The following is a 12,166-nucleotide window of genomic DNA, read 5'->3' as shown; positions in this document are numbered from 1 at the left end:
CGTGCCGGGGTCAGTGGTGCACGGGTCAGAGGTGGCCGGCCGAGCCCTCGACCGTCTCCTCGAGCACGGTGGCGACGTCGTGGTGCCGGGGCTCGCGGACCACGGTCATCACCAGGGCGGCCACGACCGCGCAGAGCACTCCTGCCACCACGAGTCCGACGTGGAGTCCGCCGACGAAGGCGGAGCTGACCTCGGGCAGCCCGTCGAAGGTGACCCCGGCGGCCGCAGCCTCCTGGGCACCCTCGGGCAGGCCCGAGGCGAGCACGGCAGGTGCGACCTTGGCCGCGATGATGGCCGAGAGCACCGCGGTGCCGACCGCGCCGCCCACCTGGATGCAGGTCGTCTGGAAGCCGCTGGCCACACCGGCGAGGTGCACCGGGGCGCCGCCCACGATCAGGTCCGCGCCGGAGGGGATGGCGAAGCCGGAGCCGAGCGCGACCAGGACGAACGGGACCGCCATCGACCAGTACGACGTGTCGACGTCGACGCGGGTGAGGAGCAGCAGGCCGACCGCCATCAGCCCGAGGCCGAGCGCGGCCACCCGGCGGGGTCCGAACCTGGCGGTCAGCAGGGCGCCCATCGGGGCGGCCGGGATCGCGACGGCGCTGAGCGGCAGCATCAGGATGCCCGCCCGGGTGGTGGAGTTCCCCAGGGTGTTGAGCAGGAAGAGGGTGATCAGGAACGTGACACCGAGCATCGCGAAGAAGTTCGCCACGAAGACCAGGCCCCCCACGCTGACGCCCGCCGAGCGGAACATCCCCAACGGGAGCAGGGGGAACTCGACGCGCGACTCGACGCGGATGAAGAGCGCGAGCAGCACGAGCGAGGCCGCGAAGATGCCGATCGTCGCGGCACTGCCCCAGCCCCAGACCTGCGCCTGGACCACGGCGAAGACGACGCCGAAGAGCACCAGGGCCAGGAGCAGCACGCCGGCCAGGTCGAGGCGTCCCTCGACCACCTTCGGGGTCTCCCGGATCACCAGGGCGCCGAAGACGAGGCCGATCAGGGCGATCGGCGCGTTGATGTAGAAGACCCACTCCCAGCCGATGCTGTCCACCAGCAGGCCGCTGACCAGCGGGCCGCCGGCGATCGCGACCGACGAGACCCCACCCCACACGCCCACGGCCATGCCGAACTTCTCGCGGGGGAAGGTGGCGCGCAGCAGGGCGATGGTCTGCGGCATCAGCATCGCGGCGCTGAGTCCCTGGAGTGCCCGGAAGACCAGGACGCCCTCGGTGCTGCCGGCCAGGCCGATCGCGACGCTGGCCACGGCGAACAGGGCGACGCCGAGCAGGTAGAGCCGCTTGCGGCCGAACCGGTCGCCGAGCTTGCCGCACGGGATCAGGAAGACCGCCAGGGCGAGGAGGTAGGAGTTGATGATCCACTGCAGCTCACCGAAGGTGGCGCCGAGATCGGCCTGGATCGCCGGGTTGGCGATGTGCACGACGGTGGAGTCGAGACCGACCATGAAGAGGCCGAAGCAGACGGCGACGAGCGTCAGTCCTGGCCGGCCGGGGGGACGGGAGGTGTCGGGTCCGGACACGGTGCCCGGAGCGGTGACTGCCACGAAGTGAATCCCTTTCAGTAACGATTATGATTTCACAACTATAACATCTGGGTAGGGTGGGAGCATGCCGACGACGTCGCCACCGACCAACGCCGACCTGGTCGAGCTCGCAGACGTGCTGCTCGACCTGGCGCACGGGTTCGACAGCCGCAACCCGGAACTGCGCGACGTCGTCCCGCTCACCGGCACGGAGGTCGCGGTGATCCGCGAGATCCACCGGCGTCCGCGATCGAGCCCGAGTCAGGTCGCCGAGGCGACGGGGCTGCAGCGCAGCAACGTGAGCGCCGCGATCCGGACGCTCGTCGCGGGCGGCCTGGTGGTCCGGGAAGAGGTCGCCGGCAACGCCCGGTCGGTGGCGCTGGTGCCCACCGAGCTGGCCGAGGAGAGCGTCGCCAACCTCCACGCGTACTGGACCAGGCGCCTGCGGCAGGTGCCCGACGAGCTGCTCCGCGAGGTCGTCCGGGCGACCCCGGCGCTGCTCGACCTCGCCGGCCGGCTCAACCGTTCCTGACCCCCGTCGTCCGTGCCCGACCCTCGAATCGCCGTGCCCGCCACCAGTCCGCCGTCTCCGCAGGACCCCGCGGAGACCGTGCCGCCCCGCCCTGACGGAGACGCCTCGCGCCCACCGCTGCGGACCCACCAGGCCCGGGCGCTGGACGCCCTGGCGCAGAGCCGGCAGGAGGGTCGGCGTCGCGCCTGGGTCGTCCTCCCGCCGGGTGCGGGCAAGACCCGCGTCGGCCTGGAGACCGTCGCCGAGGCGTACGCCGAGGGGAGCATCACCCACGCGGTGGTGCTCTCGCCGAACACCGCGATCCAGGCCCAGTGGGTCCGCGGTGCGCGCGAGCACGGCCTGAGCGCGAGCACCTCGCGTGACCTGGACGCGCAGGTCGCGTGCCTGACCTACCAGGCGCTGGCGGTCTTCGACGCCGACGCCGAGGTGGCCGACGACCCGGACGAGGCAGGCTCGGTGATCGGGCGGCTGCACCCGAACGGCGCGGCCCTGGTCGAGCGGCTGCGCGCCAGCCCCGGGCTGCTCCTGGTGCTCGACGAGTGCCACCACCTGCTCGACGCGTGGGGGCGCCTGCTCGGCGAGATCCTGCGCGAGGTCGCCGGCGCGCAGGTGCTCGGACTCACCGCCACCCCGCCCGACGCCCTCACCGGCGAGCAGCAGGAGCTGGTCGAGGAGCTCTTCGGCGGCGTGGTGTTCCGGGCGGGCGTCCCCGCGGTGGTCCGCGAGGGGCACCTCGCCCCGTTCGCCGAGCTCGCGTGGCTCACCACCCCCACGCCGTCCGAGGTCGAGTGGCTGGACGAGGAGGCCACCAGGTGGCGAGAGCTCGTCGCCTTCCTGAGCGACCCGACCTTCGGCTCGGTGCCGTTCCTGGAGTGGATGCGGCTGCGGTTCGTCGAGCCGGTCCCCGGGCAGCTCAGCTGGGCCGCGCTCGCGGCCGCCGAGCCTGCCCTGAGCGACGCCGCCCTGCGGCTGTGCCACCACGGTCTGCTGGCGCTGCCGGAGGGGGCGCGGCTGGCCGAGAAGCACCGGCGCGAGCCGGACGCCGACGACTGGGTCGCGCTGCTGGACGACTGGGCGCTGGCCCACCTGGTGCCGAGCCCGGACCCGCGGGACGCCGAGGTGCTGGACCGGGTCCGGGCGGCGCTCCCGTCGGTGGGCTACGTCCTGACCAAGCGCGGCGTGCGCCGCGGCCGGACCCCGGTGGACCGGGTGCTGGCCCGGTCCCACGCCAAGACCCTCGCGGCCGCGGACATCGTCGCCGCCGAGCACGACCTGCTGGGGGAGCGCGCCCGGCTGCTCGTGCTGTGCGACCACGAGCAGGCGTCCTCGACCCTGCCGACCGGGTTGCAGGGAGTGATCGACGTGCAGTCGGGATCGGCGTACGCCGCCCTGGAGACCCTGGTGACCGACGCCAGGACCGAGCCGCTGTCCCCGTTGCTGGTCACCGGCCGGACCGTGGCCGGCGCGCCGCTGACCCTGCTGGCGCTGGTCGACTGGGTGGGGCGCCGCGACCCCGGCCTGGCGGCGCGGCTGCAGGTCGAGGGCAACGGTCCGGTGGCACGGCTCGAAGGCCCCTGGACGTCGCGGACCTGGGTCGCGCCGGTCACCGAGTTCTTCGAGGCCGGACACACCCAGGTGCTCGTCGGCACCCGAGGTCTGCTGGGCGAGGGCTGGGATGCCCGCCGGATCAGCGGGCTGGTCGACCTGACCACGGCGACCACGCTCACCGCGGTGGTCCAGACCCGGGGCCGGGCGCTGCGCACCGACCCGTCCTGGCCGGAGAAGGTGGCGGTCAACTGGTCCGTGGCCTGCGTCAGCGAGGCGCACCCGCGCGGCGGGAACGACTGGGCCCGGCTGGTGCGCAAGCACGAGGGCTTCCACGGCGTGGACGACGACGGCGACGTCGTGGACGGCGTCTCGCACATCGACCCGACCTTCTCGCCGTACGCCCCGCCTCCCGAGCAGCTGTTCGAGGAGATCAACCGCCGGATGCGCGCCCGGGCCGCCGAGCGCGACGAGATCCGCACCCGCTGGCGGATCGGCACCCCGTACCGGGACGAGGTCGCACCGACGCTGCGCGTCCTGACCCGTGACGCTGCCGGGGCGGGGCAGGGACGGACCCAGACGGGGCCGGAGTGCTCCGGGTGGTCGCGGAACGTTCCCCGCTCACCCTCGAGCGCGAGGGGGCCGTCCTCGGACCGACCCTGACCCCGCCGGACGACGACCGGCGGGCCCGCGCCGTGCTCGTGGCGTCCGTGACGGCAGGTGCCGCGTCTGCTGCCGCTGCCCCGGCGGTCGGCTGGCCGGCAGCAGCCGGGGTGGTGGCCGGACTGGCGGGTCTCGTCGCGGTCCCCACGCTGCGGGCTCCGTACCGGCGTGCGCTCGCCCGATGGGTCTCCGAGACCGTCGCTGCCGCGGCGTCCGGCCCGACGCCGGTGCAGGTCGCGACCGCAGTGGCCGAGGCACTGCGGTCCTGCGACCTGGTCGGCGTGGGCGCCGAGGGGGTCGTGGTCGAGGTCCACCTGGGAGGCGAGCACCGGTGCCGGCTGGAAGCGTCCCAGGCCGAGGCACAGCTGTTCGCGACGGCGCTGGACGAGGCGCTCGGGCCGGTCTCGGCGCCGCGCTACCTGGTCTCGCGCTACACCCTCGACCCGGCCACGGCGTTGCCGCGGGGGCTCCGGGTCCGCACCGGGGACGACGCGCGGCGGGCGCTGCGTGCGCTCCGTCCGGCCGGCGAGGTCTGGCACCCCGTGCCGAGCGTCCTGGGCGTGAACCGCGGCCGAGCGGAGCACTACCTGGCCGCCTGGCGGCGCTGGGTCGGCGGCGGAGCGCTGGTTGCCGCCGCGAGCCCGGAGGGAGCGGGCGTGCTCGCCGCGCAACGGGGCGCCGACCCCTTCGCTGTCAGCACCGTGCTGCGACTGCACTGGCTGTGAGCCGGCCACGTCGCCGCCCGGCCGGTCCTCAGGTGGCCTCGGCGTCGGGCGGCCGCGCCGGCTCCGGCGCCGGGCTCCCGGAGATGAGGGGAACCAGCCACCGGCTGGCGGGGTCGGCGTCCACCAGGACGGAACGGGCCAGGAGCGAGAGCGGCACGGCCAGGATCGCCCCCAGCGGCCCGACCACCCAGGACCAGAACAGCACCGAGAGGAAGGTCAGGGTCGCCGAGAGCCCGACCGTGTCGCCCACGATCTTGGGCTGGATCACCGACTGGATCACGAAGTTGAGCACCGAGTAGACCACCACCACGGCGACCATCAGCCACGGACCGCCCTCGAGCAGGCCGAGCACCGCGGGCGGCACCAGCCCGATCACGAAGCCGATGTTGGGGATGTAGTTGGTCAGGAAGGCCAGCAGCCCCCACACCAGGGGCGCCGGGATCCCCATCAGCTCCAGCGCGACCGTGTCCAGGGCGGCCACGACGAACCCGAAGACGGTCGAGACCAGCAGGTACTGACGGGTTCCGGAGGCGAATCCGGTGAGGGCGTCCGCGAGGTCGGGCCGGGACCGGCGGACCACGGCCAGGTGGCCGGGGAACGAGCGTCCGTCCAGGACCATGAACAGCACCAGGGTCAGCATGAAGATCACGCTCGTCACCACGCCGTAGGCACCGGAGAGGGCGCCGGACAGCGCGTCGGTGACCAGCCCCGCGACCTTGCCCAGGTCGAGACCGTCCAGGAGCCGGTCGAACTGGTCGCCGGAGACACCCAGCCGGTGCAGCGCGGCCTCGCCCGAGCGGAGGAGATCGTGGAACTCGTCGCGGTAGCGGGGGAGCAGGCCCGCGAACCTTGCGGTCGCGACCACCAGGGCGAAGGCGAGCCCCAGCACCAGCCCGGTGACCAGCAGGACGCAGAGCGTGGCCGAGACCCAGCTCGGCATCCACCGCTCGAGCCGGACCCGGAGCGGGTGCACGGCGATGGTGAGGACCAGCGCCAGGAACGCAGAGCCGATCAGGCCCGAGGCACTGCGCATGCCGGAGATCACCAGGAAGGCCGCCGCGAGCCCGACCAGCACCACCAGGGCCCGCGGGACCACGTCCCGAGCACGGCCCGGCGGCTGCGGTGGTGGTGGCGCTGCTGCCGCCGGTGGCGTGGGGGAGTCGGGCGGCGGGATGTCGGGTTGCTCCATCGGCAGGGCTCCTCCCGGGGCAGTGCGGCGACTGCACGTGCACCGACGACCATACGGGGCGGATAGCATCGGCAGGGAGTGTCATCCGCACACCAGCCAACGCGACAAGCAGGAGTCAGCCGTGCCCGAGATCAAGGTCGTCCGCAGCCACGCCGGTGAGCGCGAGGAGCGGACCACCGCCACGGGCACCAAGGCCTGGGAGCTCTTCGCCGACGACCCGGCGGTGATCGCCGCGCGGGTCTCGACCGGCTCGGCCGACGAGGACAGCGCGCTCAAGGACCTCTCCTACGAGCTGGCCGACGGCGACGTCGTGGAGTCGGTGGTCATCGACAGCGCCGACGGCCGCGACATCCTGCGGCACTCGACCGCGCACGTGATGGCCCAGGCCGTCCAGCAGCTCTTCCCCGAGGCCAAGCTCGGCATCGGCCCGCCGGTGGAGAACGGGTTCTACTACGACTTCGACGTCGAGACCCCGTTCGTGCCCGAGGACCTGGCCAAGATCGAGACCGCGATGCGGAAGATCATCAAGGAGGGCCAGCGCTTCGAGCGCCGGGTCACCACCGACGCCGAGGCGATCGACGAGCTCCAGGACGAGCCCTACAAGATCGAGCTGATCGGGCTCAAGGGCGGCGGAGCCTCGACGGGCTCGACCAGCGAGGCGGTCGAGGGCGCCGCGGTCGAGGTCGGCGCCGGCGAGCTGACCATCTACGACAACGTGCGCCGCAACGGCGACGTGGCCTGGTCCGACCTGTGCCGCGGCCCGCACCTGCCCACCACCAAGCGGATCCCGGCGTTCAAGCTGATGCGCACCGCGGCGGCGTACTGGCGCGGCGACGAGAAGAACAAGCAGCTCCAGCGGATCTACGGCACCGCGTGGGAGTCCAAGGAGGCCCTCGAGGAGCACCTGCACCGGATCGAGGAGGCCGAGCGGCGCGACCACCGCAAGCTCGGGCGCGAGCTCGACCTGTTCAGCTTCCCCGACGAGATCGGGTCCGGACTGCCGGTCTTCCACCCCAAGGGCGGCGTGATCAAGCGGGCGATGGAGGACTACGTCCGGCAGCGGCACATCGAGGAGGGCTTCGACTACGTCGGGACGCCGCACATCGCCAAGGAAGGGCTCTTCCACACCTCCGGGCACCTGCCGTACTACGGCGAGGGGATGTTCCCCGCCCTCGACGTCGACGGCATGGACTACCGCCTCAAGGCGATGAACTGCCCGATGCACAACCTCATCTACCGCTCCCGGCAGCGCTCCTACCGGGACCTGCCGCTGCGGCTCTTCGAGTTCGGCAGCGTCTACCGCTACGAGAAGTCGGGCGTGGTGCACGGACTGACCCGCGTCCGCGGCTTCGCCCAGGACGACTCGCACTCCTACTGCACTCCCGAGCAGGCGCCCGACGAGGTCGCCCACCTGCTTGACTTCATGCTCAGCGTGCTGCGCGACTTCGGCCTCGACGACTTCTACCTCGAGCTCTCCACCCGGGACGCGGCCAAGGACAAGTTCATCGGCTCCGACGAGGACTGGGAGACCGCCACCCAGGTGCTCCAGGACGTCGCGACCCGGACCGGGCTCGAGCTGGTGCCGGACCCGGGCGGCGCGGCCTACTACGGCCCGAAGATCTCCGTGCAGGCGCGCGACGCGATCGGCCGGACCTGGCAGATGGGCACCGTCCAGTACGACTTCAACCAGCCCTCCGCGGACCGGTTCAACCTCGAGTACGTCGCCGCCGACGGCTCCCGCCAGCAGCCGGTGATGATCCACTCGGCCAAGTTCGGCTCGATCGAGCGTTTCCTCGGCGTCCTGGTCGAGCACTACGCGGGCGCCTTCCCGCCCTGGCTCGCGCCCGTGCAGGTCCAGGCGATCCCGATCGCCGAGCGGCACAACGACTACCTCTTCGAGGTGGCGAAGCGGATGAAGACGCTGGGCCTGCGCGTCGAGGTCGACGACTCCGACGACCGGATGCAGAAGAAGATCCGCAACGCGCAGCTGCAGAAGGTGCCGTTCATGATCATCGCCGGCGACCAGGACGTGGAGGCCGGAGCGGTCTCGTTCCGCTACCGCGACGGCCGCCAGGACAACGGCGTGCCGCTCGAGGAGGCCATCGAGCGGGTGGCCAGTGCCGTGACGAGCCGCGAGCAGGTCTGATGGCCCCGGCCCGGAGCGCCCACCAGGACGGGATCGGTCGGCCCGACGAGCTCGAACGGCTCTGGACGCCCTACCGGATGGCCTACATCCGCGGCGAGAACAAGCCGACCGACCCGTCGAGCCAGGAGTGCCCGTTCTGCCGGGTGCCGGGGCTCGAGGACCCGGACGGGCTGGTGGTGCACCGCGGCGAGACGGCGTACGTGGTGCTCAACCTCTACCCGTACTCGTCGGGCCACCTGATGGTCTGCCCCTACCGGCACATCGCCGACTGGACCGAGACCACCGACGAGGAGGCGGTCGAGATCGGCCGGCTGACCAAGGAGGCGATGCGGACGCTGCGTCGGGTCTCGCGCGCCGAGGGGTTCAACATCGGGATGAACCAGGGCACCGCCGGGGGTGCCGGGATCGCCGCCCACCTGCACCAGCACGTGGTGCCCCGGTGGGTCGGCGACGCCAACTTCATGCCGATCATCGGCCACACCAAGACGCTGCCCCAGCTGCTGACGGACACCCGGGAGCTGCTCGCCGGCGCCTGGGACGCGTGAGCCCGGACGCATGAGCCACGACGCATGAGCCAGGTCGCAGGGACCGCCGCAGGGACCGACGACGCCGCCCTGGCCTCCCGCCTGGTGCGCGAGGCCGCCGAGCTCGCCGCCCGGATGCGCGCCGAGGGGCTGGCAGTGGAGACCAAGACGTCGGTCTCCGACGTGGTCACCGCAGCGGACCGGGCGGCCGAGGAGCTCATCGTGCGCTCCCTGCGCCGACTGCGCCCCGACGACTCGATCCTGGGGGAGGAGGGTGCCGACCACGTCGGCACCAGCGGTCGCACCTGGGTGATCGACCCGGTCGACGGCACCTACAACTTCGCGGCCGGGCTGGACTGGTGGTGTTCCGCCCTGGCCCTGCGTGAGCGGGCCGGCGACGGCGACCGGCTGCTGCTCGGCGCCGTGCACCACGAGGCCTCGTCCTCCACGTACGTCGGTGGTCCGGACCTGGCTCCGGCGGTGAACGGCCGCCCGATGGCCCCGCTGGTGGACCGTCCGCTGGCCGAGTCGTGCCTGACCACCTACCTGCACCCGCCGTTCTACGGCGGTCCGGTGGGGGAGGCGTTCGGGCGGATGGCCAACGGTGCCGCCACGGTGCGGATGCTGGGGTCGGGCACGATGGACGCGATGGCGATCGCCTCGGGCCGGCTGCACGTGCTGTGCCAGCACTCGGTGCCGCCCTGGGACGAGCTGCCCGGGGCAGCGATCATCCGCGGGGTGGGAGGCCGGACGGTCCGGCTGAGCGTCGCCGGGGTGGAGTGGTACGTCGCGGGCGCGCCGACGGCCGTGGCCGAGGTCTGCGCCGCGCTCGAAGACCGATAGCCTGCCCACGCCATGCTCGAACATCTCCGGGGTCTCATCACGAAGATCCTCATCGCGCCCATCGCCCGTCTGCTGCTGCGCCTGGGCCTGGGCCCCGACGCGATCACCGTCATCGGGACCGTGCTCACCTGTGTCTCCGCGCTCTGGTTCGCCCCGCGCGGGCAGCTGATGACGGCGCTGGTGCTGGTCACCGTCTTCGCCCTCTTCGACCTGCTCGACGGGACGATGGCCCGGCTCAGCGGGCGCACCAGCGCCTTCGGTGCCTTCCTCGACTCCACGCTGGACCGGATCGCGGACGCGGTGGTCTTCGGCTCGGTGATGCTCTACTTCGCGGGGCCGGGCGACTCCCTCTTCGGCCAGGCGATGGCGCTGTGGTGCCTGGTCACCGGCGTCTCGACCTCCTACGCCCGGGCGCGCGCCGAGTCCGTGGGGTTCACCGCGCGGGTCGGCATCATGGAGCGCGCCGACCGGCTGGTGCTGCTCGGCCTCTCGGCGGTCGTGGCCGAGATCGCCGGCGAGCCGCTGGTCTTCGCCTGGGGGCTGGCGCTGCTCGGCGCGCTGAGCACCGTGACCGTCCTGCAGCGAATCTTCAGCGTCCGCCGCCAGGCGCTCGCCGCGACCGACGCCCCGGGCTGACCACGGTGGGCGACCCCCACGGCGGTGCCGAGATCGTCCCGACCGAGCGGCGCTCGGCGCTCGTGCTGCGCCTGGACGGCCAGGCGCAGTCCTACGTGGACCTGGACGACCCGGAGTTCCTCGCCTTCGACTACGTCCGCCGGCTCGGCGACGTGCTCGACGGGTTCGCCCCACCGGGACGCCCGGTCCGGGTCGTCCACGTCGGTGGGGCGGGGCTCACCCTGCCCCGCTACGTGGCCGCCACCCGTCCTCGCTCCCCGCAGGTCGTGCTGGAGCCGGACGAGGAGCTGACCGCACTCGTCCGCTCCCAGCTGCCACTGCCCCCGCGCAGCGGGATCAAGGTGCGGCCCCAGGACGGGCGTACCGGCCTGGCGGCGCTCCGGGACGACAGCGTCGAGGTGGTCCTGGTGGACGCCTTCGCCGACGGCCGGGTGCCCGGGGACCTGGTCACCTCGGAGTGCTTCACGGAGGCAGGACGCGTTCTGGAGCCGGGTGGGCTGCTGCTGCTCAACCTGGTTGACCGGGCTCCCTTCCCGTGGATCCGACGGGTGCTCGCCGGGCTCCACACCACGTTCGGTGCCGCCTCGGTCCACCTGGAGCAGGCGACCCGGCGGGGGCGCCGCGCGGGGAACATCCTGGTGGTCGCGGGGGAGGACCCGGGACCGGTGGACCGGGTGACGGCCCACCTCCGGACCCGTCCCAGCGACTTCGCGGTGGTGGCCGGTCGCCACGTCGGCGACACCTTCGGCGGCGGCCGGGCGTTCACCGATGCCGACACCGAGCCCTCACCGCGGCCGACCGCGTCCTAGCGGGCGCAGTCAGGCGCGTGGGCCTGCTGTCGGACGCGAGCATCCGGTCGACGGACGAGGCCACCGCCTGACCCGGGCGGCCCCTAGTGTCCTGGTATGACTGAGAACGCCACGGCGACGACTGCGAGCACCACCGGCACCACGCGCGTGAAGCGCGGCATGGCCGAGATGCTCAAGGGGGGCGTGATCATGGACGTGGTCACCCCCGAGCAGGCCAGGATCGCCGAGGACGCGGGCGCGGTGGCCGTGATGGCGCTGGAGCGGGTCCCCGCGGACATCCGCGCCCAGGGCGGGGTCTCGCGGATGAGCGACCCCGACATGATCGAGGGGATCAAGCAGGCGGTCTCGATCCCGGTGATGGCCAAGGCCCGGATCGGCCACTTCGCCGAGGCGCAGGTGCTGCAGAGCCTCGAGGTGGACTACATCGACGAGTCCGAGGTGCTCTCCCCGGCCGACTATGCCCACCACATCGACAAGTGGGCCTTCACCGTGCCCTTCGTCTGCGGTGCGACCAACCTGGGGGAGGCCCTGCGCCGGATCGCCGAGGGCGCGGCGATGATCCGGTCCAAGGGCGAGGCGGGCACCGGCGACGTCTCCAACGCGGTCACCCACATGCGTACGCTCCGCGCCGAGCTGCGTCGGTTGCACGGCCTGTCGCCCGACGAGCTCTACGTCGCGGCCAAGGAGCTGCAGGCGCCGTACGAGCTGGTCCGGGAGGTCGCCGAGGCCGGGCGACTGCCTGTGGTGCTCTTCACCGCCGGCGGCATCGCCACCCCCGCCGACGCCGCGATGCTGCGACAGCTGGGGGCCGAGGGGGTCTTCGTGGGCTCCGGCATCTTCAAGTCCGGTGACCCCGCGCGGCGCGCTGCGGCGATCGTCGAGGCGACCACCTTCTTCGACGACCCGGACGTGGTCGCCAGGGTCTCTCACGGGCTGGGTGAGGCGATGGTCGGCCTCAACGTCGACGAGGTGGCCCAGCCGCACCGGCTCTCCGAGCGCGGCTGGTGA

General features: G+C 72.8%; 11 protein-coding genes. 9 read left to right on the top strand and 2 right to left on the bottom strand.

Annotated elements, in window-relative coordinates; genetic code table 11:
- Window positions 1-25: 25 nt before the first annotated feature.
- Window positions 26-1,567 (bottom strand): MFS transporter, encoded by a 1,542-nt coding sequence (locus H8838_RS10925; protein WP_219924129.1) that lies wholly within the window; start codon window positions 1,565-1,567, stop codon window positions 26-28.
- Window positions 1,568-1,631: 64 nt separating this feature from the next.
- Here H8838_RS10925 and H8838_RS10920 point away from each other — a divergent pair, with 64 nt between their 5' ends.
- The 3 genes from H8838_RS10920 to H8838_RS10910 are packed head-to-tail and all read left to right on the top strand — an operon-like array spanning window position 1,632 to window position 5,011.
- On the top strand, window positions 1,632-2,078 hold the full coding sequence (locus H8838_RS10920; protein ID WP_181311161.1) for a MarR family winged helix-turn-helix transcriptional regulator: 447 nt from the start codon (window positions 1,632-1,634) through the stop codon (window positions 2,076-2,078).
- Window positions 2,079-2,090: 12 nt separating this feature from the next.
- Window positions 2,091-4,286, top strand: coding sequence for a DEAD/DEAH box helicase (locus H8838_RS10915; protein ID WP_224766069.1), 2,196 nt, complete (start codon window positions 2,091-2,093; stop codon window positions 4,284-4,286).
- Window positions 4,223-5,011, top strand: coding sequence for a hypothetical protein (locus H8838_RS10910; RefSeq protein WP_185996487.1), 789 nt, complete (start codon window positions 4,223-4,225; stop codon window positions 5,009-5,011). The genes H8838_RS10915 and H8838_RS10910 overlap by 64 nt, the downstream gene beginning before the upstream one ends.
- Window positions 5,012-5,039: 28 nt before the next feature.
- Here the strand turns inward: H8838_RS10910 and H8838_RS10905 are convergent, their stop codons facing one another.
- Window positions 5,040-6,200 carry an AI-2E family transporter gene (locus H8838_RS10905; protein ID WP_181311160.1) on the bottom strand — a complete coding sequence of 387 codons (1,161 nt, stop codon included), beginning with the start codon at window positions 6,198-6,200 and terminating at the stop codon, window positions 5,040-5,042.
- A gap of 121 nt (window positions 6,201-6,321) precedes the next feature.
- Here H8838_RS10905 and thrS point away from each other — a divergent pair, with 121 nt between their 5' ends.
- The 6 genes from thrS to pdxS all read left to right on the top strand — a co-directional run bounded on the left by thrS (window position 6,322) and on the right by pdxS (window position 12,166).
- The gene (thrS, locus tag H8838_RS10900; protein WP_181311159.1) at window positions 6,322-8,346 is read left to right on the top strand and encodes a threonine--tRNA ligase; all 2,025 of its coding nucleotides are present in this window, start codon (window positions 6,322-6,324) and stop codon (window positions 8,344-8,346) included.
- On the top strand, window positions 8,346-8,891 hold the full coding sequence (locus H8838_RS10895) for an HIT family protein (protein WP_185996488.1): 546 nt from the start codon (window positions 8,346-8,348) through the stop codon (window positions 8,889-8,891). Before thrS ends, H8838_RS10895 begins: the two co-directional genes overlap by 1 nt.
- Before the next feature lie 24 nt (window positions 8,892-8,915).
- Window positions 8,916-9,713 (top strand): inositol monophosphatase family protein, encoded by a 798-nt coding sequence (locus tag H8838_RS10890; RefSeq protein WP_185996489.1) that lies wholly within the window; start codon window positions 8,916-8,918, stop codon window positions 9,711-9,713.
- A 12-nt stretch (window positions 9,714-9,725) separates the two neighbouring features.
- Window positions 9,726-10,349 carry a phosphatidylinositol phosphate synthase gene (pgsA, locus tag H8838_RS10885; protein ID WP_185996490.1) on the top strand — a complete coding sequence of 208 codons (624 nt, stop codon included), beginning with the start codon at window positions 9,726-9,728 and terminating at the stop codon, window positions 10,347-10,349.
- A gap of 5 nt (window positions 10,350-10,354) precedes the next feature.
- Entirely contained in the window at window positions 10,355-11,158 is an 804-nt protein-coding gene (locus H8838_RS10880; RefSeq protein WP_185996491.1) for a spermidine synthase, read from the top strand.
- Between the two features lie 96 nt (window positions 11,159-11,254).
- Complete coding sequence (pdxS, locus tag H8838_RS10875; RefSeq protein WP_181311154.1) at window positions 11,255-12,166, top strand: pyridoxal 5'-phosphate synthase lyase subunit PdxS; 912 nt, start codon at window positions 11,255-11,257, stop codon at window positions 12,164-12,166.

It is taken from the genome of Nocardioides campestrisoli (assembly GCF_013624435.2).
GTDB lineage: Bacteria > Actinomycetota > Actinomycetes > Propionibacteriales > Nocardioidaceae > Nocardioides > Nocardioides campestrisoli.
The sequence above is the reverse complement of the archived record's forward strand: the minus strand, read 5'-3'. Positions and strand labels throughout refer to the sequence as shown.

Bases quoted from the DNA above. Each gene is read 5' to 3' on its own strand.
- H8838_RS10895 (WP_185996488.1), top strand. From the start codon at position 8,346: ATGGCCCCGGCCCGGAGCGCCCACCAGGACGGGATCGGTCGGCCCGAC.
- H8838_RS10905 (WP_181311160.1), bottom strand. From the start codon at position 6,200: ATGGAGCAACCCGACATCCCGCCGCCCGACTCCCCCACGCCACCGGCG.
- pgsA (WP_185996490.1), top strand. From the start codon at position 9,726: ATGCTCGAACATCTCCGGGGTCTCATCACGAAGATCCTCATCGCGCCC.
- H8838_RS10920 (WP_181311161.1), top strand. From the start codon at position 1,632: ATGCCGACGACGTCGCCACCGACCAACGCCGACCTGGTCGAGCTCGCA.
- H8838_RS10890 (WP_185996489.1), top strand. From the start codon at position 8,916: ATGAGCCAGGTCGCAGGGACCGCCGCAGGGACCGACGACGCCGCCCTG.
- pdxS (WP_181311154.1), top strand. From the start codon at position 11,255: ATGACTGAGAACGCCACGGCGACGACTGCGAGCACCACCGGCACCACG.